This window comes from Streptomyces sp. NPDC058001, assembly GCF_042886315.1.
Classification (GTDB): domain Bacteria; phylum Actinomycetota; class Actinomycetes; order Streptomycetales; family Streptomycetaceae; genus Streptomyces.
In genome coordinates, this window is sequence record NZ_JBHVQT010000007.1 from 1,275 (window position 1) to 24,528 (window position 23,254).

Here is a 23,254-nt window from a genome sequence, read left to right on the forward strand (position 1 = left end):
GTACGACGTCGCCGCCGTACCCCCGAACGTCACCGCCGTCGCCCCCGAGAAACCACTCCCCGTCAAAACGACCGACGTACCACCCGCCGTCGGACCCTGATTGGGCGAGAGCGATACGAGGGAAGCGGCGCTGACATAGAAGAAGTAGACGGGGCCCGTGGTACCGCCGACCGTGGTGACGGTGACCGGCACCGCCCCCGTTCCGGCGGGCGCCACGGCCGTGATCTGCGTAGCGGAGTTGACGATGTACGACGTCGCCGCCGTACCCCCGAACGTCACCGCCGTCGCCCCCGAGAAACCACTCCCCGTCAAAACGACCGACGTACCACCCGCCGTCGGACCCTGGCTGGGCGAGAGCGATACGAGGGTGGGCGTCGCCGCGTAGGTGTAGGTGACGGAATTGCTGGTCCCGCCGGGGGTTCGGACGGTGACCGGCACCGCTCCCGTCCCCGCGGGCGCCACGGCGGTGATCTGCGTAGCGGAGTTGACGGTGTAGGTGAGGGCGGCCGAGGTTCCGAAGGTGACCGCGGTGGCCCCGATGAAACCGCTTCCGTTCAGGGTGACGTTGTTGTTGCCCGCCGCGGGCCCCGTACTGGGTACGACCGAGCCGAGGACAGGTGCCGCCGCGAGCAGAGCGGCCACCGCCCCCTGGGGGCTGTCTTCCACGATGTCTCCGTAGGTCTCAGAAGGCCCCGAAGGGGCCTGGGGTAGGGAGGGGCGGACGAGACACCCCGTCAGGGCTGCCCCGTCCGCCCCGGGTGGGGCTGGTTCGATCGTGACCGTGCCGCTGAGGCTCGGTCAGATGCCGGGACCGGCGACGTAGGTGAACGCGCCCGCAGCCGTCGCGCTGGCCGCGTCGTTGGTCACGACCACGTCGACCGCGCCCGCGGCCCCGGGAGGCGTGACCGCCGACACCGAGGTGGCGGAGATCACCGTGAAGGGTGCCGGGGTGCCGCCGAACGTGATCGAGGAGGTGCTGGTGAGGCTGGTCCCGGTCACGGTCACAGCGGTACCGCCCGACGTCGGCCCCTCATTGGGGGCGACCGTCGTCACCGTCGGCGCGGCGACGTAGGTGTACGAGAGGCCGTTGTTGGTGCCGCCCGCCGTGGTGACGGTGACGCCCACCGCGCCGGCCGCGCCGGCCGGTACGACGACAGTGATCTGGCTGTCGGACACCACCGTGGGAACGGCGCTGTTGGCGCCGAAGGCGACGCTGGTGGCGCTGGAGAGACCGGTGCCGTTGATGGTGACGGTCCCGCCGCCCGCGGTCGACCCGGAGGTCGGGCTCAGGGACTGCTTGAACGGCGCCCCGACGTAGTAGAAGGGGATCGGGTTGCTCGTCCCTCCCGGAGTGGTCACCGTGACGCCGACCGCACCGCTGCCGGAAGGGGAGACCGCGGTGACCTGAGTGGGTGAGACGTTGGTGACCGAGGTGGCGCTCCGGGTGCCGAAACGCACCGCGGAGGTGCCGCTGAGGTTGGTGCCGGTGATGGTCACAAGTGTGCCGCCACCACTGGATCCCTGGTTCGGGCTGATGGGCATGAGAGCTTCTTTCTCGCTCGGAATGCGGTACATTGCCGAGCGTGATTGGGGCGTTCGGATCCTCGAACCGCCCTGGTGGGTGCGAGCCAGCTCTCGTGTCCACGGGCCACGTGGTATCTCAATGGCCTTGTGCCATTGTTCGGATGACGGTCTGCCGGCCGCCCGTCCGCATACAAGGTCATTGAGAAACACAACTGTCAGCGCCAACTGGCGCCGAAAACAAGGAACTTGCTCGCGTCGGTTGAGGATGCGTACACCCGCCTATGCGGATAGAACGAGTAACCCACTCGGGTGAAATCAAGGCAAGTCTTCGGCTGGCGAGTCAGCCATTCAGGCGAGCGCTCGGGCGTGAAATGCGGTACACATACGGCGCTCGTATGAAGATCTGCCGATCCGGTAATTCTATTGGCCCGGCAGTCAGTTCAGGCCCGCCGAACCCCGCGACACCTCGACCACCGCTCCGCGCCGACCGTCTGTCGGTGGGCGCTGGAGAAGGAGATGGCGAGTTCGGCTTGTCCGGCGCCGATGTTGTGGGCGCTGTGCCGTACGCCGCTGGGGATCGAGACGACGTCACCTTCCACCATCACCCTCGACTGGTCGTCCCAGTGCTGAATGATGCGGCCTTTGAGCACGGTGAGGATCTCGTCGCAGTTCGGGTGACAGTGGCGCCCGTTGGCCTGGTCGGGGTCGAGTACGCACTTGCCGACGGTCATCGTCGTGGAGTTGCCGATGGCCGCCGAGACGTACCATTCGAGCCGACCCCACGGCTGCGGCTCGATGACGTGCTCGACGGTGGTGCGCAGGTGCTGGTGGAAGTCGTACTCGCTCACGCCTTGTCCTTCAGGTCGGTCAAGTCGATTTCTTGGTTGTCGGACAGCAGCGCCGCCTGATGGACGTCGGCGACCCAGGGGTTCTCGTTCTTGAGACGGGGCACGGAGCCGCCGGCACCGGCACCGGTGAGCTTTCCCGCGATCAGTCGGACAAAGCGGGGCCGCAGTACGCCGGCGCCTCCAACACCCGGTCGAGCGTGGCCAGATGCTCGGTGCGAAATACCTCCTCCCCGCGCTCCACATGGTCGTCGAAGACCCTCGTGGACAGGCAGTAGGCGCGCAGTCCGGCGCGCTCCAGTGCAAGGGCGGCCCGGCGGGCGGTGCCGGTGTCCAGATCCGCGACCGACTTGCCGTGGATGGCGGCCTCGGGTGGGTGCCGCTCCGCCCCGCGGTTGGGCCTGGAGGGGCCGGCCGCTAGTGGGACTTCACGTCGAGGATGGTGAAGCCGTACGCCGGGAGTGTCACCGAGTACGAGTTGCCCTTGATCGCGGGCGCCTTGCCCCCCTTGTAGAGGTCCTTCGGCGTCTGGCTGGTGTCGATGCCCGTGCCCGTGAGGTTCACGGTCACCTTCTTCGGGGCGTCGTCGAAGTTGTAGACCAGCAGCGCGGTCTGCTTGCCGTTCTCGCTGGTGCGCCGCATCGCGTACGCCTGCGGATCGTCCCCGGCGGGGACCTGGGTGCGGTCGGCGGCCGGCAGCAGCGCCTTGTTGGCGTTGACGGTCCGCAGCACCTTCTCCCAGTTCGACCTCAGCTTCGGCGACCAGCGGATGTACTGGTCGTACATGCCCGCCCCGTACAGAATCCCGGACCCGGCCAGCAGCGCCGCCTCCTGCACCCGCATGACGTCGTCCCGCGCATACGTCGGATAGATGTGCGGGTCGAGATTGGTCGCGGCGTCGTCGCCCCAGATGCTCCAGGTGTACGTGGTCGCGCCCGCCTCCCGCGCGATGTCCGTGTTGTGCAGGGCGGCTTCCAGACCGTCGGCGTCGGTGGTGCCGTCCACGATCCGCGAGTAGTCGTTCTCGGTGTCGGAGTCCTTGTAGTTGAACCAGGACGTCAGGCCGAACGCCTTGTTGGCCTCGGCGGTGGCGGCGTTCGCCCGCTCATGGGTCAGCCATTTGTCGTTGGTGGTGTAGGTGGTCGGGATGTCCACCGCGTACGGCTTCCAGCGCGGGTCGGTGGTGCCCACGTCCCACATGAACCCGTCGATCCCGGTGTCCAGCCAGAACTTCTCGATCCGCTCCACCTCGGCGGTGTTGCCGGCCAGGTCGTAGTCGAATCCGGGGCCGAACCAGAGCTTCCAGTAGTAGGCGCCGGCCGTCTCGCTGTACTCCCAGGTGCTCGCCCAGGGCGGGCCCATCCGCAGGCTGGGCAGCGGGTCGGTGGGGTCCGTGGTCCAGTGGAAGGAGCTGACCTCGCGCGAGGTGCGGTCGCCGGCCGCGTACTGCCGCTCGGCGGTCTTGAAGTACGGCGCCTTCTCGTCCATGTAGATGTTGACGAAGTAGGAGACGACCTTCATCCCCTTGCGGTGCGCCGCGGCGACCAGGTTCTTCCAGTCCTTCATCGTGCCGTTCTGCGGCGGTACCGAATAGAAGTCGGACGGGGAGCAGCCGTCGCACACGTTCTTGTCGCCGTTGTACGGGCTGAAGAAGCCGAGCACCCGGACACCGCGGTTCTTGAGGTCGCCGAGGTCCTTCTCGATGTCCTTGAACTTGTAGTCGAAGTAGGTGTTGTAGAACCACATGAAGCCGTTGAGGTTCTGGAAGTCCGTCGACGCCGTCGAGTCCGTCGAGTGCTGGGTGCTCCTCCCCGCGGGCACGGTGGACGGGGCGGACGCGGCCGGCAGAGCCGGAGGAAGTACCAGGGCAAGGCCCAACATTCCGGACAGGGCGATGCTACGTCTGGAGAGTGCCATACGAATCTCCTGGAGGGAGGTGGGATGGATTCAGCCCGTCATGCCCGACGAGGTGTAGCCGTCGATGAACCGGCGCTGGAGCAGGAGGAAGGCGATCAGGACCGGGATGACCATGATCAGACCGCCGGCGCTGACGAGCGTGTAGTCCTGCGTGTAGCCGGACTTGAAGTTGAAGAACGAGGTGGAGACCGGCATCTTGTCGCTGCTCTGGATGAAGGTCACAGCGAGCAGGAACTCGTTGTACGCCTGAAGTCCCGCGACGAGCGCGGCCGTCAGGAGTCCGGGCCAGGCCATCGGCAGGACCACGCGGGCGAACACCCGCCACTCGCCTGCTCCGTCGAGCCGGGCGGCCTCTTCGTACTCCTTGGGCAGCCCGACCATGAAGGAGCGGATCAGCAGGGTGGCGAAGGGGCTGAAGATGGCCCAGTAGATGATGACCAGGCCGAACAGGCTGTCGTAGAGGCCCAGGTTGGTCCACATGTAGAACAGCGGGACCAGGAAGAGCTGGATCGGCAGGGCCGTGGTGACCAGCAGGTAGTAGATGAAGGCGTTGCTGCCGGGGACGCGCAGGCGGCTCAGCGCGTATGCGGCGCAGCTGGAGATGACACACACGCCGAGCGCGGTGGCGATCACCACGATGGCGCTGTTGCGCAGGCCGACGCCCATGTTGGCCTGCTGCCAGGCGTCGACGAAGTTGTGCCACTGCGGGCTTGTGGGCAGGCCGAGCGGATTGTCGGCGAGGCCGGAGCGGGTCTTGAGGGCGTTGAACGCGAACAGCAGCATCGGGCCGATGGCGAAGAGCGCGAGCAGCAGAAGGACGCCGTAGACCGCGTACCGTCCGGGCGAGATCTTCCTGACGGGCGTCCGCGGGGTTGTCGCGGTACTCAAATGTCCCACCCCCGGCGGCGCAGGTAGAGGAAGCCGGAGACGGCGAGCACGCTGATCAGTGCCATGACGACGCCGGTCGACGCGGCGTAGCCCGCTTCCTGGTTGGCGAAGGCGTTGCGGTAGAGCAGGGTGCCGAGCACATCGGTGGAGCCGGCCGGGCCGCCCTGGGTGAGGATGTAGATGTAGTCGAAGATCAGGAACGACCAGATGACGGTCATCAGGCCGAGGAACATCAGGGTCGGCCGGATTCCCGGCAGGGTGATGTGCCAGAACTCCTGCCACAGGGTCGCCCCGTCCAGGCGGGCGGCCTCGTACTGCGACGGATTCACCGCCTGCATCGACGCCAGGAAGATGACGACGAGGAAGCCCCACCACTGCCAGGTGTTGACGAACGCGACCGTGCCCAGGGCGAGATCGGGGTCGCCGAGGAAGTTGACGTCCTGGAGGAAGGGCAGGCCGTGCGGGATGCCCTGGTCGGGGTCGAGCAGGCTCTCCCAGATGGAGCCGGAGACGACGGTGGCGACGACGTACGGGATGAAGTAGGCGACGCGGAACAGCATGTGGAAGCGGTGGACGCGGGAGAGCAGGAACGCTCCCAGCAGGCCCATGGCCATGGGCACGGTGAGGAAGAACGCCGTCCACAGGGTGTTGTGCCACAGCGCGTTACGGAACTCCTCGTCGCCGAACAGCCGTTGGTAGTTGTCCAGGCCGATGAAGTGGGCCGGGCCGAGGCCGGTCCAGTCGGTGAACGAGTACCAGATCGACAGGACGGCGGGCACGGCGATCACGACGATGTTCACCACGAGCAGCGGCGCCATGAACGCGAACCCGATGGCGGTGCGGCGCAATTTGGAGCGTCGGGCGCCCCGGCCGGGGGGCGCGTGTGGCGCCTTGGGACGGTCGACCTGGAGGACGGCCATGGCTCACGCGCCCTTCGGAGCGGGCACGGGTGGCCGTGCCCCGGCCTTCAGCTCCTGCTGGAACAGCTTGTCCAGGTCGGCGCAGTAGTCCTTGGGGCTGAGCTTGCCGGTGAGTACCTTCTCCATCTGCTCGTAGATGTAGGTGTCCGACTTGGGGGGCCAGAACGTCCACGTCGTGTAGCCGATGTTCTTGGCGGTGCTGAGTTCCAGGTACTGGCGCTTGACCCGGGGGTCGATGTCCGAGGGGAAGTCCTTCTCGGGCATCTTGACGGGAGCGGGTGCCACACCGGTCGAGGACAGATAGTCGAGCTGACGGCGGGGATCGGCGAGGACGTAGGTGAGCCAGTCGGCGGTTTGGGCGGGGTGCTCGCAGTCCTTGTTGACGGAGTAGGCGGTACCGATCGACAGCGGCTGCACCTCCGCGGGCACTCCGCTGTTCAGGGACGGCAGGGGCGCCCAGTCCCAGGTCGCGTCGTTGCCCGCGGCCTTGCCGAAGTACGGTCCGATCTCGCTGAACGTCCACGACCCGTTGAAGTACAGGGCTGCCTTGCCGCTCGCCAACTGCTCGTAGACGGTCGTGAACTTGTTGGTGAAGTAGCGGTCCGTGCTGCCGCCGAACCAGCCCTTGTCGAACCAGCTCTTGAGCAGGGCGATCGCCTCGACGAAGACCGGGTCGGTCCACCTGCGCTTCCCGGTGAGCGCCTCATAGAGGGCCTCGGGTCCGGCGAAGGTGTTCCAGACCCAGGTCACATGCCACTCGGTGGCCGGCTTCCACTCCGCGTTGCCCGCGCCGATGGGCACGATGCCCTGGTCCTTCGCGTCCTTGCACAGGTCCTCGAACTCGGCCCGGGAGGTCGGCGGCTTCCAGCCGTGCTTGTCGAGCGTGGCCGGGTTGTAGTAGACGGACAGGGTTTCGAGGTTGGCGGGGAGCGAGTACAGCTTGCCGTCCACGCGAGCGGCGTCCAGGGCCCACGGCAGGAAGGAGTCCCGCCAGCCGAGCTTGTCCACATACTCGTCCAGCGGCAGCAGGTTGCCGTTGTTGACATAGCTCAGCGTCTGCGCCGGACCGGTGGTGGTAATGAGGTCGGGGCCTCTGCCCGAGGCGACGGCGGTCTGGGTGAGCCGGTCGATGGTGTCGATCTGCTTGACCGTCATACGGACATCGAGGGCCTTCGCACCGGTCGCGGTCTTGTTGTAGCCGTCGATGAACTGCTTCTGGAAGTACTTCTCGATGTCCTTGCTCGCGAACGCGCCCCAGAAGTTGATCTGGTTCCCGGAGGCGCCGCTCCCCGATCCGCAGGCGGTCAAAGTGGTCGCGCCCAGGGCGGCGGTGCCGGTGAGCTGCAGGAACCGGCGACGTGAAAGTGGTGCGGGCATAGGAGCAGCCTCCGAGTTCTGGTGTTCGCGGTGGTACTGGAGGGGGGCTGATGGGGCTGGGGCTGGTGGGGAGTCATCTGCTCGTCACCAGTCGTACGGTGCGCTCGGCGAGGTCCGAGATACGGGAGCGGTCGAAGCCGCGAATCGCGCTGCGCGTGGTGTCGTGGAACGGCTCGACCCAGTGCGGCGGAATACGCTGGGCGCCGCTGATGATCCCCGCGACGCTGCCGGCGGTGGCGCCGTTGGAGTCGGTGTCCCAGCCGCCCTGCACGGTGAGTCCGATGGTGGCGGTGAAGTCGCCGTCCCCCCACAGGAGTCCGGCCGCGACGAGGGCCGCGTTGTTGATCGTGTGGACCCAGGAGTAGTGGCCGTAGCGGTCCCCGATGGCCGCGCGTGCCTCCTCCCAGGTGTCCCCGGCCGTATGCCGGTCGAGGACGAACCTGACGGCTTCGGCCAGGCGGCTGCCGGGCGGGATACAGGTCAGGGACGTCTCGACGGCCTCCCGCGCGGTGCCGGTGAACGCGGCGGCCACCAGCGCGGCCGACCACATCTCCCCGTACACACCGTTGGCCGAGTGCGACAGCGTCGCGTCGCGGTAGGCGAGTTCGGCGGCGGCCCGGGGGTTGCCCGGGTGCACGTAGCCGAAGATGTCCGCGCGGATCTGGGCGCCTATCCACTCCCGGTAAGGGTTGTCGACCGTGCCCGCGAGGCCGGGGGCATGCCCGATCGCGAGGTTGCGGTAGGCGACGCGCTCGGCGGTGAACGTCTGCGTGTACGGCAGCCGGTCGAGCCATTCCGTGGCCACATCGGCGGTGGTGAAGTCGAACCCGTACTCCTCAAGGATGTGCAGGCCGAGGATCGTGTAGTCGATGTCGTCGTCGCGCGCGCTCTCCGTGATCCGGCCACGGGTGGTGAAGGGCCAGCACTCGCGCAGCTCGAAGCCCTCGGGCATCGGGTCCAGGACGGGGATGTAGTCGCGCAGTGGGTAGGCGTCCGCCAGCTTGAGGTAGGTGCGCAGATGTGCGGCCGTCCAGTGGTCGCCGCTCTCGACCGGCTTGCCGAGGTTGCATCCGGCGCAGCGGCCGAGCCAGGCTCCGAGCATCCGGTCACGCAGTTCGGCGTCGCCGATGGTGGGCACAGGAGCGACGTCGGGCAGGCCGGCGAGGATGGCCTCAAGGCTCTCGGGCTCCTCGTACGCCCACCTCTCGTCGCGGCTGGTCGCGTACAGCGCGTCGAGGACCCTGCGGGCCTCTGTCGCGTCGTCGCCGTCAGCGGCCCGCTGCCCGGCTTCGGCGAGATCGCCGAGCGCGAACCCGCTCTCCCGCCGCTGTGCCAGCTCCCAGCGCAGCAGTTCACGCGGATCGTGGGGCTGGTGGTCGTGGTGCACCGTTCACTGCTCCTGTCGGTTCATGTGCAAGGGGTTCTCCGGGGTGGGGCTCGCAGGCGTGGGGCTCTCAGGGGCGGGGCCCTCAGCGGTGGGGGCCCTCAGGCCGACTCCCGGCGGACCAGGGAGTTGGCGATGACCAGCTCTCGGGCGGGTTCGGCCTCCTCGGCCGTGAGCTGCCGTAGGAGAGCCGTACCGCAGGCACGCCCCACCTCACGCGCCGGGTTCACCACCGTGGTGAGCGCCGGGTGGACGAGAGACGCGGCGTCGATGTCGTCGTATCCGGTGACGGCGAGGTCGTCCGGCACCTTCAGGCCGTGCTTGCGGGCGGCGTCGAGCACCCCGATCGCGATGAGGTCGTTGGCGCAGGCGATGGCGTCCGGCCGCTCCTCCCTGTTCAGCAGGGCTTCCGCCGCCTCCCGGCCCGCGTCCCGGGTGAAGCCACCCCGGACCACCAGGTCCTCGTCGACCACCCGGTCGACCTCGGCCAGCGCCCGGCGATAGCCCGCCTCGCGGAGATCGCTGGGGCCGGTGTGCCGGGTGCCACCGATGTACGCGACTTTGCGGCGGCCTTGTTCGAGCAGGTAGCGGACCGCCTGGGCCATTCCGCCCTCGTCGTCGCTGCGGACCAGGTCACCGAGGTCGGCGTCGAAGTACCCGCCGCCGAGTCGGACCACCGGCATGTTCTTGCGGTGCTCCAGCAAGTCCTTGCGGGGGAGCTGGAAGGCGGCGACGACGGCCCCGTCGACGCTGCGCGTGGCCATGTCCCGCAGGAAGGCGTCCTCCTGCTCGCGGGCCCCGTCGGTGTTGCACACCACGACGCGGTACCCGGCCGGCACCAGGACGTCGTCCAGGCCGCGCAGGACCATCGGATAGAACGGGTTGGTCAGGTCGGGAACCAACAGCCCCACGGTCATCGTGCGGCGCGTCCGCAGGCCCTGAGCCAGCGAGTTGGGCTGGTACCCGAGTTCCTCGATCACCTCAAGGACCCGGGCTCTGGTGCTCTCGGCGACCGGTCGGCGTCCGGACAGCACATGGGACACCGTCGTGACGGAAACCCCGGCCTGCGCGGCGACCTCTGTCATCCCGACCTGCGGCACCTTTGACCTCCATGCAAAACGTTTGGCGCTTCGTGGCCGCCACACTCGCCTCGCGTGTCGATGTTGTCAAGAGGTAAATCACGCATTAATCGAAGATCTCGAGGCTGTTGCGTGAATTACGGACCGAGTCTTGACGGTGAGCAGGGCATCGGCTTCAGTTGGCGTGCAAATCGTCTTGCATAGTTCTGCGGGCAAGGTAGTCAAGGAAGGTTCCAGTGACTTCATCGTTCGAGCGTGTGTACGGCGCGCTCATCGGACAGGCGGTGGGCGACGCGCTCGGGGCGCCGACCGAGGGCCTCACCCGGGCGCAGATCGTCGAGCGGTACGGGTGGGTGTCCGACTTCGTCGACGACGACCCGGCGGGCACCGACGACACCGAGTACGCGGTGCTGACGGCACGGGTGCTGCTGGACCACGGCGCACAGCTCACCCCGGCCCAAGTGGCCGCCACCTGGACCGAGAATCTGGTCAACCAGGTGGGCGGCTTCTACGGCGGCGGGTTCAGTGAGATGACCGCGATCAACAATCTTCGCGCCGGGCTGGCCCCACCGGTCACCGGGAGCGACAACCACGAGATGTGGAGCGACGGCGCCGCGATGCGGATCGCGCCGGTCGGCATCCTGTGCGCCGGTGATCCGGGCGAGGCGGCCCGGCTGGCCGCGATCGAGGCCCAGGTCTCCCACGCCAAGGACGGGATCTACTGCGCCCAGGTCATCGCCGCCGGTGTCGCCGCCGCACTGACCGCCGACTCCTGGCAGAAGGTGGTGGACGCCGCGCTCGGGGCTGCGCCCGCCGACTCCTGGACCGGGCGGACCATCCGCCGCGCGGTCGACATCGGCGCCTCGAACGAGGATCTTTCGGCAGCCCTGGACGAGTTGTACGAGCGGATCTCGATCTTCCACTACCCCTTCGCCGATGTGGGACCGGAAGCCACGGCCCTGGCGATGGGTGTGTTCGTCGCCGCCCGGGGTGAGTACGTTCCCACGGTGCTCGGTGGCACCAACGTCGGCCGCGACGCCGACACCATCGCCGCGATGGCCGGGTCGATGGCCGGCGCGCTGCACGGCTCTCAGGCCGTCCCCGAGAAGTGGCGCCAACGGATCAACGTCGTCCGTGGCCACTGCATCGCCTCGACGGCCGGGACGGACCTCGCGGCTCTCGCCCGTGATCTGCACGCGGTGCTGCTCGCGAAAGAGGCCGGCGCATGACGTCGCGTACTGCTCGGGACGTCACTCAGGAAGTTGCTCGGGACATCACTCAGGAAGTTGCTCAGGAAACCACTCCGGCAGTCACTCAAGTAGTTACTCAGGAAGGACCCAGTCGCATGACCGCACCCGCTGCTTCCCCCTCGGACCTGCGCGATCGCGCCCGAGGGGCCCTGCTGGGGCTGGCGATCGGCGACGCGGCCGGCCTGCCCGCCCTCTACCACCGGGGCGCACGCCTCGGCGAACCGCGGGACTGGCTGTGGCACTTCAGCGCCGAGGCCGACACCAACCAAGTGCTGCGGTTCCCCCTGCCGTTCACGCTGGGCCGCCCGGAGCCGCTGGAGCTGGCCGGGACCGACGACACCGAGTTCGCCGTCGTCGCCGCGCACATCCTCCTCGACTCCGGCGACGACGCCACCAGCGAGGAACTCTTCGCCGGGTGGCGGAAGTTGGTGGTGGACCGGGCCGACGAGGTGTGGTCGGGCATCGCCGAACGCTCCTCGATCGTCAACACTCGGGCGGGCCTCACACCCCCGGCCACCGGGAACGACAACCCGGCGTGCTTCGACGACGGCGCCGTGGCACGCGCCGTACCGGTAGGCATCCGGCATGCCGGCCACCCCGAGCAGGCGGCCCGAGTGGCCACCCGCCTCGCCGAAATCACCCACGCCGACGACGGTGTGTGGGCGGCGGCGGCGATGGCGGCGAGTATCGCCGCCGCCCTGTCCGGAGCGGACACCGTCGAGGCGGTGACCACCGGAGTCGACCGGATCCCACGGGACAGCTGGCTCTCCCGGCAGATGACGCGCGCGCTCGACCTGGCTGCCGCTGCCGCCACTCCCCTGGACCTGATCGCCGACCTCAACGACCAGGTGGCCAACGCCTCTTACAGTTTCGGCACCGTCGCCCCTGAGACGCTCGCCTCCGCGTTCGCGATCGTCCTGTCGACCGGCGGGGACCCGGTGACCGCGCTGCCGCTGGCCGGCATGGTCGCCAAGCAGAGCGACAGCATGCCCGCGATGGTGGGCGCCCTCACCGGTGCGCTGAACGGTGCCGGTGCGCTGCCGCTTCGGTGGCGGGAGAAGGTTGATCGGGTACGTGGGCACTGCGTGCCGCGGCTGGCCGGCACCTCGCTCATCGCCGTCGCGGACGGGCTCGTCGCGGCTGGGGAACAGAGCTGAGTGCTCCGCGGGTGGACCGGTACGGGGGCCTCGGGCCGTCGGGGGGTGGGTGCGCAGTTCCCCGCGCCCCCTGCGGGGCGCTTCGCCGCACGGGACTTCCCCGACGGTAGGGGGCCGTTACGGAAGCCGCGGGCCGTCGGGGGCCAGGTGCGCAGTTCCCCGCGCCCCTTGCGGGGCGCTTCGCCGCACGGGACTTCCCCGATGGAAGGGGGCATGACCAAAGCCGCAGGCCGTCGTGGGCTGGGCGCGCAGTTCCCCGCGCCCCTTGCGGGGCGCTTCACCGCACCGGACCTCCCTGATGGAAGGGGACGGGGCGGTTCGGCTGGTGGTGCGGGTGGTGTCAGTGGTGGGTGGGAGCATCGGGGGTATGACGGATACCACGGCATTCGACTGGCGGTCCTTTCTGCTCGGGTGGAGCGGGGAGTGGGCGGATTCTCTGCCGGAGGGCGAGACGCGGGGCGAGGACGACGAGGCCGCGCGGCAGGCGCGTTGGCTGGGGTTCCCGCCCGCGTCCGAGGATCGGATCATGGCGATGGAGAAGCGCATCGGCCTCCGAATGCCCCCGTCGTACCGGGAGTTCCTCAAGGTCAGCGACGGGTGGCAGCACGCGGGCGGGTTCGTGTGGCTGCTGGCGGGGACCAAGGAGGCGCGCTGGCACAACGACGAGTCGGGACTCGCGGACGTGTTCGAGGAGAACTTGGACGAGGACTCCCAGCCCGAGGAGCTGCGGGAGGCGGACCTCTGGCGGCGCGGACTGCAACTCGACGTCCAGTCCGATGCCATGTACGTCCTCATGGATCCCGAGGACGTGGACGAGGACGGTGAGTGGGCCGTGTACACCTGGGCGGGCTGGCGGGCCGCGCCACCCGAGCGGTACCCGAACTTCCTTGAGTTCATGCGGGACATGCACCGGGAGTTCCACACCCTGCGGGCGCACCGGAGCGACGAGGAGCCGGTGTTCGCCAACGACACGACGCGAAAGCTGGACGCCCTGATCGAGGAAGCCCGGCTGGAGGCGCTGCGCGGCGGCTGGGAACAAGCCGGAAAGGCGCTGGACGAGGCCAAGGAGTACGGCAGGCCGCGGGCCGCCGGGCTGGGTGACCAGATACGCCGTCTGCTCGGACAGACGTACATGGTGTACTTCGACGGCCCGGTGACGGACCCGCGGTACGCGCCCGAACTGCTGCCACCGCTGGTCGCCGAGCACGCGGCCCACTCGTACCGGGACGACTCCACGCTGACGTTCCATCTGCGAGGCGCCGGTGACGACCTGGTGTCACTGGCTCACGCGATGCTGGATCAGATACGGGACGGTACGTACCGGTACACGGCGGCCGGACCGTTCGGGGAAGCCGTCGACCGGGCACGGGGGTTGGCGCGCTGGGGAGACACCGACGGGGCTTGGCGGACGCTGAGGAATGCCCTGCCCCTGTGGGAGCCGCTGGGACCGGACCACCTGGCGCCGCTGGGGTGGGTGGCCGACCCGCTACTCGGGCCGCTGCTGACCCCGGAGCGGGGCCGCGAACTGCTCTCCACACCACGGGGCGGGCAGGCGGGCGAGGCACCGAGTCCGACGGCCGGGCTCGACCCGGGCGACCTGGCGTGGCTCGCGGAGCCGGACCCGGGCGGCAACCGCACGTCGTACCGGTTTGTCCTGGTGGAGGGGGTGGAGCCGGAGGAGTTGCCCGAACGTCTCGCGGACGGGGACGACACCGGGCTGAACGCACCCATGACCGCCTGGGAGAAGCACCACAGATCGCGGCAGAACCAGAGGGAGTTCTCGTCCTACGACGACAGGGCTCTCATGGCGGTCGGCCGGGCCGGCACCGGTTGGAGCTTCGCCTTCGACGGCGGCCCTGCCCCGTTCCACCGGCAACGGTTCATCTCCCCGTCCGCGTCCGTCAGCGCGGGCACCCGCGCCGTCGTGGTGTGGAGTGGTTTGAGGGCAGGGCGCGGGGACCCGTTCTTCCACCTTTCGGTGGCACGAGACGGTGCCGAGCAGTACGCCTTCACGTACGCGGAGGGAGAGATCGAGAAGAGCGGGGACATACCGCGGGCGCTGGAACCGAGCCGGTTCTTCGGTGACCTGGAGGACGGCGCCGAGGCGGAACGGTCGCTGCTGGAAGCCGTGGCTGGGGAGTTCGGTGCCTGTCTGCCGCGTCACGCGATCGTGAACGGGCGCCTGCACACGTTCGCCACCCGCTCCTGGACTCGGCCACCGGAGAACGGCGAGACGTACGCGGTGATCCGCATGAACTGGTGAGCACCCTGCACCGCACTGTCTTCACCATGGGCTACCCAACGAGGTCCTGGCCGGCGTCGGTATCGGTCGCCGCCAGCACCGCGACCCGGGTCCGGGTGGGATCGAGTACGGCGAACGCCACGTCCGCCGTGTCGTGGTGGAACCAGTCCGTGAAGGCCATGAAGCGCAGCCACCGGTGATCGGCGGCGCGCCGCACCGCTTCCAGGTACGGCACGTCGGCCGCCAGCCCCATCAGCGCGTACAGGCTGCCCCAGGCGTACAGCCGCGCGTAGGCACCGCCCTGCCCGTGCCCGTTCACTCCGCCGTTGTACGCAGCCGAGAAGAGTTCGTTGAGCACATCGTCGGGTGTCGTCGCACAGGCGAGCGCGCTGCCCCGGTGTCCGCCTTCGCCTGCCAGGCAGTCCAGGGGCAGTTCCTTGATGAAGGAGATGCCGAAGTCGTCAGTGCTGAGCGGGCTCGGCACTGTGAAGAACCGTGCCTCGGGCTCGCGGGCCCAGCCGCCGAGCGTGAACGGCCCGGCGAGCGCCGTCGCGCGCACGTCGTCCTGCGTCTCACCGGCGCCGCGGCCCGCGTCCGCACCGCTGTCGGTCGGGGGGATCTCCGGGAAACGTGACCGGAGTTGCTTCGATGTCTTGATCGACCCCAGGCCCCGGACACGGACCGTGAGCCGATGCTCGATGTCCAGCCGCTCCCTGGGCAGTTGAGCCAGCGGATGCCCCAACTCCCGCAGCCTTTCGGCGTACGCGTCCAGGAGGCGCCGACCGAGCCCCGAGCCGATCAGCGCCAGCTCCCCGAGGAGACAGGCCCGTAGCTCGACCGCCGGACCCTCGATTCCTTCCGGCAGTTCGCCGAACAGCGGCTCCAGGTCGCGCAGTTGCTGAGCCTTGGCCAGCCGCGCGGCCACCGACCGCAGCAGCCGGTCACCTGCCTCGCGGTCTGCTTCCTTACGGTCCGTGCCCTGGCGATCCGTGTCCTTACGAGCCGTGGCCCCGGAGGGCAGCAGCCGACTCACGATGTCCACGGCGAACGCGGCACACTCCCGCGAGCGCGTGTCGGCGAGGGTCTCGGCGATCCGCCCGACGGTCCGGGCCGCGGAAGCTCCATCGGCCCCTCCGCCGGACACTCGGCGGCACAGCTCCTCCAGCGCTTCGTACAGCACCTCCGGCCGATGCTCGGCCAGATTCTTCAAATCCGCCGGTTCGGACCGCCCCCAGAGATGGTGATCGGAAGCATCATCCCCGGGCGTCACGTGGTTGCGGCTCACTCGCCGAGTCTACGAGCTGAGGACCAAGTAACTTTGCTGAGGCATACGTGCGTTGGGTGCGCGATGCGACGGGGGGAGCGACGCGTGCGGACGGGTCGTGGAGCGGCACTCCGGTGAGGCGACCACGACCTTCACCTACGATTCCGCCGGCCACCTGGTCGCGGCCGTCACCCCCGACACGCGTCTCGCCCTCACACGCGACGCGCTGGGCCGTGTCGTCACCGAGGAGTGCGACGGTCGCGCGCTGCACTCGACGTACGACATCCTCGGCCGGCGGGTGGAGCGCCGCACTCCGTCGGGCGCCGTCAGTCGCTGGGAATGGGACGCGAACAACCGCCCCACCCGGATTCGACTCGCCGACCACGCGTTGTCCTTCACGTACGGGGCATCGGGGCACGAGATCGAGCGGCGGCTCGGGGAGACGGCGGTACTGTCCCAGGAGTGGGACGCCGGACACCGTCTGACCAGCCGGACGGTTCTCGGACAGGCCGCGTCCGACACGGGTCCCTCGGGTGAGGCACTTCTGCAACGCTCGTACACATACGGACAGGACGGCAGCCTGGCCGCGGTGGAGGACCAGACCTACGGCGTCCGCCGATTCACCCGTGACCGTCTCGGCCGGGTAGAGACGGTCTCCGCCACCGGGTGGTCCGAGCGGTACGCGTACGACGCGGCCGGCAACGTCAGCGGGGCGGACGCACCGGAGGGTGTGCAGGGGCGGCGGGTCCACGACGGCACGCTCATACGCAGGGCCGGCCACATCACCTACGTCCACGACGCACAGGGGCGCCTCGTCCGGCAGACGCGCAAGCTGCTGTCCGGGGGAACGCGGGAATGGACCTACGCGTGGGACGCCGAGGACCGGCTCACTCAGGTCACGACGCCCGACGGACGCCGCTGGGCGTATGTCTACGACGGGCTCGGTCGACGTGTCGCCAAGCGGCTGCTGTCCGACGACGGCCGACCGGTCGAGGAGACCGTCTTCACCTGGGACAGTTCCCACCTGGTGGAACAGAGCAGTTCCGCCGGCGGCCCCACCCAAAGCTGGGAATGGGCTCCCGGCACCAACCGTGCCCTGCTCCAGAGCGACCAGGACGAGGTCGACCGCCGCTTCTACGCCATCGTCACCGACTTGGTCGGTACGCCCACCGAACTGGTCGACGACGAGGGCCGGATCGCGTGGCGGTCACGCACCACGCTCTGGGGTACACCCCTGGGCGGCGCCGCGGACCGGGTCGACTGCCCCCTCCGCTTCCCGGGCCAGTACCACGACCCCGAGACCGGCCTCCATTACAACTTCCGCCGCTACTACGATCCCGAGAACGCCCGTTACATCAGCCCGGACCCGCTGGGCCTCGCCCCCGCACCGAACCACCACGCGTACGTCCCCGACCCGCTGCGCTGGACTGACCCATGGGGGCTGGTGAGTTGCGAGAGCAGCAGGCACGGCATCGCGGAGGAACGCGAGGCCCATATCGAGGGCCAGCACGGACCCGGTGCCCAGGACCGGGTAAGGGAGAACGCCGACCCCACAGGGCCTGAACCCTCACTGCCCGGTGAGTTCTACGACGACTTCCTCTGGGACGGCGACACTTCGCCCTCGGCCGACGGCTCCGGGAGGGCGTCGACGGGACCCCGGCCATACCCAACCCCCGCGCCAGGGCCGGACAGGACACTCACCGGCACCGCTTCGACCACGGCGAACCGGTGGGCATCAACGGCAGCGGGCGGGAAACCAGCACCGTAGAAGTCGTCATCCGCGACGGCCATATCCACACGGCGTATCCGATCTGATCCCCGACCGCCGCGACACATGGCATCAGGCCGTCACTCGTCAGGTGCCGGTCGACGCGGAGCCGATGTCGCCGCCCGCTGCGATGGAGCCCTTGCCGGAGGCGCTCACGTTGCCGGGCTGCTGCTGGGGCGGGCCCGAAGGCGGTGCGGGGGGCGTGGGCGGCGTTGCGCTGGGCGGTGTGGTGCCTCCCGTCGACGCGACGCCGATGTTCCCGCCCGCCGCGATGGCGCCGTCGCCCGAGGCGTCGACACCCGATGGAGCGGGCGGCGGGGCGGCGGTGCCGAACTGCGCGTACAGGGCGAGCGCGAGGCCCACGAGACCTACGACGCCGCCGGTCACGCTCGCCGTCTGGTCCGCCTTGCCGAGGTCGACGACGGCGACCACGATCAGCGTGGCCGCACCCGCCACACACAGGGCAACTCCGGTCCACATCAACGCCTTTGTTCTCATGGAGGAATCATCCCGCGCCGGGGCGCCGAGCGCACACCCCCGCGCTCAGAACCGCGTCGGCCCGTCGCCGGCGGCGGGGCGGAGGAGTCTGAGGATCATTTCGACGGTGCGCTCGATGGGCCGGCGTCGCGCCGTGGCGCTGAACAGCAGGGTGCGGGCAAGGACGGCGCCGAGGAGCATGTCGAAGACGTCGTCCGGGTCGACGTCGGGGTCCACGCTTCCGGGTGGCGCGGCGCGCAGGATGTCCTGGAACTGCGGGCGCGCCGACACCCGTAGGTACAGCTCCGGCGGACGCGTGCGGTCCGATGTCTGGTGGTGCGCGAGGAGGCCGGCCGCTGCGGCGCGGGCCGCGGGCGCGCCGAAGGCGGCGAGGTAGGCGCGGATGAAGCGGCGCAGATCGCGCCGGAGATCCCCCGTCGGCCGGACGCTCAGCGGGCTGAGTCCGGGGAACGTGGCTTCCTCGATCAGTTCGATACGGGACGGCCAGCGCCGGTAGATGGCTGAGGCGTGCACACCGGAGTGCTCAGCGACGGCCTGGATCGTCGTCGCGTCGAAGCCGCGTTGGACCAGCAACTCACGCGTTGCCGTGAGGGCTCGTTCGTTGATGCTCGCGTCGCGGGGGCGTCCCGGGCGGCGGGGCGGCTCTGCCATGTCGGCGAGTGTAGTGACCGTGGCCAGGCAAGTCCCGTTTCCCTACGGCCCCCGCTCCTCACATATAGGACACCCTCTTCCATAATTATTTTCAGGAGACTGTCTTCTATAACTCCCGTGGCGTCGCTACAGTCCCCTGCGGAGGGCACGAAGGTGTCCCCCGTCCCCTCACGGCGAGGAGAAGTGGCTTATGCGTGCTGCTGTGCTGCGAGGCGGGAGAGTCGAGACGCGGACCATCGGCGATCCCGTCCCCGGACCGGGCCAGCTCCTCGTGCGTTCGCTCGCGTGCGGGATCTGCGCGTCGGATCTGCACTTCATGGATCATCCGGAGGCGGGCGCCGACGACGACAGCGGAATGTCGACGTACGACCAGGATGTCGACATCGTGATGGGCCACGAGTACTGCGCCGAGGTCGTGGACCACGGCCCCGGCACCGAGCGCCGGATCCCCATCGGTACGCGGGTGAGTTCCCTGCCCGTTCTGGCCACCGCCGCAGGGCGCCGGATCATCGGGCAGAACCCGGAATCGCCCGGTGGGTTCGGCGAGTACCTGCTGCTGACCGAGGTGATGACCCGGGTCGTGGGTTCGGATCTCCCGAGCGAGATCGTGTGCGTCGCCGACGCGATCTCGGTCGGCTGGTCGACGGCGTCGCGCGCACAGGTGACGACGAAAGAGGTGCCGCTGGTCATCGGCTGCGGCGCGATCGCCCTTTCGGTGATCGCCCAGCTCAAACGCCTTGGTGTGGGCCCGATCCTGGCGGTCGACTTCGTGGCCTCGCGGCGCGCGACCGCGCTCGCCATGGGCGCCGATGTGGTCGTCGATCCCGCCGAGTTCTCTCCGTACGAGGCGTGGCGCGATGTGGCCCAGGCGTCGGCCGGGTCAGCCGCGTCGGGCAGGTCGGGTGGGTCGGCGGAGGCGTTGAAGGAACTGATGGCGCTTGCCGGGCTGCCGGGATGCGTCGTGTTCGAGTGTGTCGGTGTCCCGGGCGTCCTCGACTCGATCATCAAGGGTTGCGAGCGCGGCACCCGGATCTTCTCTGTGGGCGGTCCGCCGGAGGGCGACCACCTGCACACCCTGACCGCCAAGCGGAAGGGCCTCAACATCCAGTTCGGCGGCGGCCCGACGATGGCCCACTGGGACGAGGCGTTCGAGGCGGTCTGTTCGGGCGGCCTCGATGTCGGGCCGATGCTGGGCCGGACCGTCGGCCTTGACGAGGTGCCCGCCGCCCTCGACGCCGCACGCGACGCCAACGGGCCGGCCCGCATCATCGTCGTGCCCTGACCCGATGCCGGACAGGCAACACGCGTTCAGAAAGGGCCATATGAGCGAGATCGACGAACTTCGTGCCACCGTCGAGTTGCTGGCGGCGAAGACCCGCGCACTGGAGGACCAGGTCGAGATCATGCAGCTCGTCGCCCAGTACGGGCCCGCCGTCGACAGTGGTTCCGGTGAGGCCGCCGCCGCGCTGTGGACCGACGACGGCACCTTCGACGCCGTACCCCAACTGCGGATGCGGGGCCGGGACGACATCGCCGGCATGGTCCATGGCGACGGGCACCAGAGCCTGATCCGGGGTGGCTGCGGACATGTCCTGACCGTGCCGCACATCGTGGTCGACGGTGACCGTGCGACCGGCCGTGGCTACGCGCTCAACATACGGTGGGACGCCGACGCCGAACGGTTCTGGGTGGCCCGGGTCTCCGCGAACACCTGGCGCTGGGCACGCACCCCGCAGGGCTGGCGCGTCACCGAGCGGATCAACGCCAACCTCGACGGCACCGCCGAACACCGGGAGTTGCTGGCGCCCGACCCAGCCGATCCACCGAACTCCCCACCCAGTCGGCCGAGTTGAGAGGTACCCCATGGCTGAGACTCTGACCAGCACCTACGGACCGTGGGGCATTGTCGCCGGTGGGTCCGACGGCATCGGTGCCGCGTTCGCCCACGCGATGGCGTCCCGGGGCATGAACGTCGTACTGGTGGCGCGACGGGTCCCCGTCCTTGAGGCGTCCGCCGCCGACATCCGGGCGCGGTACGGCGTCGAGGTCCGCACCGTCCCGCTCGACCTCAGCACGCCGGGCGCCCTCTCCGCACTGGAACGCGCGGCCTCCGACCTGGAGGTGGGGCTCTTCGTCTACAACGCCGGTGGCGACGACCGCAGTACGGCGTTCCTGGACAAGGACCTCGACACCCACCTGCAACTCGTCCACCGCAACTGCGCCGCCGTGCTCGAAGCGGCCTACCGTTTCGGCGCCCCGATGGTGGCGCGCAAGCGAGGGGCCATGGTGCTGGTGACATCGGGCGCGGCCTGGGCGGGCGGGGCCACGCGCGCCGCGTACGGGGCCACGAAGGCGTTTGATCTCATCCTCGCGGAAAGTCTGTGGGCGGAGTGGCGCACCTGCGGAGTCGACGTCCTCGGGCTCGTACTCGGCCGGACCGACACCCCCTCCCTGCGCCGGGCGCTCGACGGCGGGGCCGGACCGCTCGGCCAACTCGCCGACCCGAACGACGTGGCCGAGGAAGCGCTCGACCACCTCGCCGACGGACCCACCTGGATCTACGGCAGCGACGCGCCTACCGGCGGTTCACCGTTCGGCGGGCTGAACCGCCGGGACGCGGTGCTGGCGATGAGCCGGGGCACGTCCGCGCACACCGCGACGGAAGTACCCAGCACTGAGCGATGATCACTGAAGGTCCCGTACCAGCGAGGGAAGGCGGTCATCACCACGCTTCCTGTTCATGGACGACATCCGGATGCGGCGGCAGCGCACCGGAGCCGTTCCGGCCGAAGGCCGGGTTGACGCCAAGGGCAAGATTCCGGCCACCCCGCGCCAGTACACTCGACGGCCCCCCGATGTACTCGTTCTCCACGAAGTAGCGGGTGCGCGTGAAGTCGGCCTCGATCGCGTTCTGGAGTGTCACGAGATCGAGCGTCTCCGGGCCGTCCTGAACACCGCCCGTCAGCCCCTCGATCAGGGTCGCGGTGAAGGGATCCACCGTGGGCCGGAAGCTTGAGGTCCCGGCGGCCAGAAGGGAGAGGCCGGGGACCGCTTCGGCAAACCTGTGGGCGGCGAGATCCCCGTAGTCGCAGTCGAGGATGACGACGGGCCGGGCCGCCCGGCCGGTGCTCATGATCTCGGCCACCGTGTCCAGGGCGACGCCGGTCTCGGCCGGGCGCCTGTGATCGGTCTCCCCCACGCCGAGAACGAGCCCGCTCCCGTGGAGGAAGGCGCTACCGGCGTAGAAGAACAGCAGGACGTCCGAAGCCAGTTCGGCGGCCTGGCGGAGGGCGTCGAGCACATCGGCCGGCCGCTCCGGGTCCCGTACGCAGGTGGTGCCCTGCCGGTGCAACGCGCCATGGGGGCCGGGAGAGGTGAGCACCTCTGTCAGACGGTCGGTCACCTCCTCCGGCTGCCGGATGGCGGAGGTCGACTGCGGCAGACAGGCACTGGAGCCGACGAACACCGCGCGGGAATGCTCGCGGACGGGCAGGAGCGTAGGACGCGGCGGTACGGGGGGCACTGTCCCAGGGGTCATAGGGCTCACAGGGTTCACAGGGGTCCTCACACGGCGCTTCGACGGCGCAGGGCGCATGCGCCGTCATGCGCCACCGCCACGCGTAGGCCGCCATGTGCCGCCGCCCAGGCCGGGATTGACCATACGTCAGACCGCGATCCGTCCGCCGTCGACCGGCAGTACCGCGCCGTGGACGAAGCTGGCGCGGTCGGTGGCCAGGTAGACGATGGCGTCGGCCACCTCCTGAGCGGTTCCCGGCCGTCGGGCCGGTGCCTGGGCGGCCAGGGCGTCGAGGACCTCGGGCATCCCGAAGGTGCCCTCGGTGCGGGTCGGACCCGGGCTGACCGCGTTCACGCGCACGCCACGCGGCCCGAACTCGGCGGCCCACGACTTGGTCAGCAGTACCAGGGCGGCCTTGCTGGAGCCGTACAGGCTCATGCCGTCCGCGCCGTACTCGGCGACCATCGTGGTCACGTTGACGATCGAGCCACGGCCGCGTTCGGCCATGCCCGGGGCGATCTCGGCGACCAGGAAGTACGGCGCCTTCACGTTCAGCCCGTACGCCGCGTCGAAGTCGGCCTCGGTGGCATCGCCGGTCGGTCCGAACGGAAAGATCCCGGCGTTGTTGACCAGGATGTCGAGGGGCCCGACGAGCGCGGCGGCCTCGCGGGCGAGGGTGCGGGCCGAGGTCTCGTCGCGCAGATCGGCGGCCACGAAATGGGCCTGGCCGCCGCCCGCCTCGATCTCCGCCACGACCTTCTCGCCGCGTTCGGCGTTACGGCCGGACAGGACGACCCGCGCTCCGAGGCTGGCCAGTGCCAGGGCCGTCGCCCGGCCGATACCGCTGGTGCCGCCCGTCACCAACGCCGAAGTGCCGGACGAGGCCGAAGTTCCCGACGACTCAGCCGGTTCGGACAGTTCGGACGGTCGAGACGGTCCAGATACTCCAGATGGTCCAGACATCGTTTCTCAC

General features: G+C 69.4%; 21 protein-coding genes. 7 read left to right on the top strand and 14 right to left on the bottom strand.

The annotated features are described in order from the left end of the window. From ACFVT5_RS18195 to ACFVT5_RS18235, 9 genes are all read right to left on the bottom strand, one after another. Positions 1-666 (bottom strand): IPT/TIG domain-containing protein (locus ACFVT5_RS18195; protein ID WP_389888230.1); only part of this gene is annotated, 666 nt, incomplete at its 3' end. Positions 667-798: 132 nt separating this feature from the next. Next, on the bottom strand, positions 799-1,542 hold the full coding sequence (locus tag ACFVT5_RS18200) for an IPT/TIG domain-containing protein (protein WP_389888233.1): 744 nt from the start codon (positions 1,540-1,542) through the stop codon (positions 799-801). 422 nt (positions 1,543-1,964) lie between these two features. Continuing rightward, positions 1,965-2,372: a cupin domain-containing protein gene (locus tag ACFVT5_RS18205; RefSeq protein WP_389888236.1), complete on the bottom strand. Its 408-nt coding sequence runs from the start codon at positions 2,370-2,372 to the stop codon at positions 1,965-1,967. Between the two features lie 414 nt (positions 2,373-2,786). After that, the gene (locus tag ACFVT5_RS18210) at positions 2,787-4,286 is read right to left on the bottom strand and encodes an alpha-amylase family glycosyl hydrolase (protein WP_389888239.1); all 1,500 of its coding nucleotides are present in this window, start codon (positions 4,284-4,286) and stop codon (positions 2,787-2,789) included. Positions 4,287-4,316: 30 nt separating this feature from the next. Beyond that, entirely contained in the window at positions 4,317-5,174 is an 858-nt protein-coding gene (locus ACFVT5_RS18215) for a carbohydrate ABC transporter permease (RefSeq protein WP_389888242.1), read from the bottom strand. Next, entirely contained in the window at positions 5,171-6,094 is a 924-nt protein-coding gene (locus ACFVT5_RS18220; protein ID WP_389888244.1) for a carbohydrate ABC transporter permease, read from the bottom strand. Before ACFVT5_RS18220 ends, ACFVT5_RS18215 begins: the two co-directional genes overlap by 4 nt. Positions 6,095-6,097: 3 nt before the next feature. Beyond that, positions 6,098-7,471, bottom strand: coding sequence for an ABC transporter substrate-binding protein (locus ACFVT5_RS18225; RefSeq protein WP_389888247.1), 1,374 nt, complete (start codon positions 7,469-7,471; stop codon positions 6,098-6,100). A 73-nt stretch (positions 7,472-7,544) separates the two neighbouring features. After that, positions 7,545-8,858 carry an ADP-ribosylglycohydrolase family protein gene (locus ACFVT5_RS18230; protein ID WP_389888250.1) on the bottom strand — a complete coding sequence of 438 codons (1,314 nt, stop codon included), beginning with the start codon at positions 8,856-8,858 and terminating at the stop codon, positions 7,545-7,547. A gap of 98 nt (positions 8,859-8,956) precedes the next feature. Beyond that, positions 8,957-9,940 (bottom strand): LacI family DNA-binding transcriptional regulator, encoded by a 984-nt coding sequence (locus ACFVT5_RS18235; RefSeq protein WP_389888253.1) that lies wholly within the window; start codon positions 9,938-9,940, stop codon positions 8,957-8,959. 230 nt (positions 9,941-10,170) lie between these two features. Between ACFVT5_RS18235 and ACFVT5_RS18240 the strand changes: the two genes are divergently transcribed. From ACFVT5_RS18240 to ACFVT5_RS18250, 3 genes are all read left to right on the top strand, one after another. Continuing rightward, positions 10,171-11,163 carry an ADP-ribosylglycohydrolase family protein gene (locus tag ACFVT5_RS18240; RefSeq protein WP_389888256.1) on the top strand — a complete coding sequence of 331 codons (993 nt, stop codon included), beginning with the start codon at positions 10,171-10,173 and terminating at the stop codon, positions 11,161-11,163. A 116-nt stretch (positions 11,164-11,279) separates the two neighbouring features. Further along, the gene (locus ACFVT5_RS18245) at positions 11,280-12,341 is read left to right on the top strand and encodes an ADP-ribosylglycohydrolase family protein (RefSeq protein WP_389888259.1); all 1,062 of its coding nucleotides are present in this window, start codon (positions 11,280-11,282) and stop codon (positions 12,339-12,341) included. Positions 12,342-12,708: 367 nt separating this feature from the next. Beyond that, complete coding sequence (locus ACFVT5_RS18250; RefSeq protein ID WP_389888262.1) at positions 12,709-14,604, top strand: SMI1/KNR4 family protein; 1,896 nt, start codon at positions 12,709-12,711, stop codon at positions 14,602-14,604. 31 nt (positions 14,605-14,635) lie between these two features. Here the strand turns inward: ACFVT5_RS18250 and ACFVT5_RS18255 are convergent, their stop codons facing one another. Then, positions 14,636-15,868 carry a DUF6183 family protein gene (locus ACFVT5_RS18255; protein ID WP_389888265.1) on the bottom strand — a complete coding sequence of 411 codons (1,233 nt, stop codon included), beginning with the start codon at positions 15,866-15,868 and terminating at the stop codon, positions 14,636-14,638. Between the two features lie 52 nt (positions 15,869-15,920). Between ACFVT5_RS18255 and ACFVT5_RS18260 the strand changes: the two genes are divergently transcribed. After that, positions 15,921-17,615, top strand: coding sequence for an RHS repeat domain-containing protein (locus tag ACFVT5_RS18260; RefSeq protein ID WP_389888268.1), 1,695 nt, complete (start codon positions 15,921-15,923; stop codon positions 17,613-17,615). A gap of 87 nt (positions 17,616-17,702) precedes the next feature. Here ACFVT5_RS18260 and ACFVT5_RS18265 read toward each other — a convergent pair whose 3' ends face one another. Both ACFVT5_RS18265 and ACFVT5_RS18270 read right to left on the bottom strand, forming a co-directional pair. Next, positions 17,703-18,113 carry a hypothetical protein gene (locus tag ACFVT5_RS18265; protein WP_389888271.1) on the bottom strand — a complete coding sequence of 137 codons (411 nt, stop codon included), beginning with the start codon at positions 18,111-18,113 and terminating at the stop codon, positions 17,703-17,705. Between the two features lie 45 nt (positions 18,114-18,158). Continuing rightward, on the bottom strand, positions 18,159-18,764 hold the full coding sequence (locus ACFVT5_RS18270) for a helix-turn-helix domain-containing protein (RefSeq protein ID WP_389888274.1): 606 nt from the start codon (positions 18,762-18,764) through the stop codon (positions 18,159-18,161). A gap of 190 nt (positions 18,765-18,954) precedes the next feature. On the opposite strand from ACFVT5_RS18270, the gene ACFVT5_RS18275 reads away from it, so the two are divergent. The 3 genes from ACFVT5_RS18275 to ACFVT5_RS18285 are packed head-to-tail and all read left to right on the top strand — an operon-like array spanning position 18,955 to position 21,449. After that, complete coding sequence (locus ACFVT5_RS18275) at positions 18,955-20,046, top strand: zinc-binding dehydrogenase (RefSeq protein WP_389888277.1); 1,092 nt, start codon at positions 18,955-18,957, stop codon at positions 20,044-20,046. 40 nt (positions 20,047-20,086) lie between these two features. After that, on the top strand, positions 20,087-20,617 hold the full coding sequence (locus tag ACFVT5_RS18280) for a nuclear transport factor 2 family protein (protein WP_389888280.1): 531 nt from the start codon (positions 20,087-20,089) through the stop codon (positions 20,615-20,617). Positions 20,618-20,627: 10 nt separating this feature from the next. Then, positions 20,628-21,449 (top strand): SDR family NAD(P)-dependent oxidoreductase, encoded by an 822-nt coding sequence (locus ACFVT5_RS18285; RefSeq protein WP_389888283.1) that lies wholly within the window; start codon positions 20,628-20,630, stop codon positions 21,447-21,449. Positions 21,450-21,486: 37 nt separating this feature from the next. On the opposite strand, the gene ACFVT5_RS18290 is transcribed toward ACFVT5_RS18285, so the two are convergent. Together ACFVT5_RS18290 and ACFVT5_RS18295 are read right to left on the bottom strand one after the other, a co-directional pair. After that, positions 21,487-22,302, bottom strand: coding sequence for a hypothetical protein (locus tag ACFVT5_RS18290; RefSeq protein ID WP_389888286.1), 816 nt, complete (start codon positions 22,300-22,302; stop codon positions 21,487-21,489). 126 nt (positions 22,303-22,428) lie between these two features. After that, the gene (locus ACFVT5_RS18295) at positions 22,429-23,244 is read right to left on the bottom strand and encodes an SDR family NAD(P)-dependent oxidoreductase (RefSeq protein WP_389888290.1); all 816 of its coding nucleotides are present in this window, start codon (positions 23,242-23,244) and stop codon (positions 22,429-22,431) included. Between the last annotated feature and the right edge of the window lie 10 nt (positions 23,245-23,254).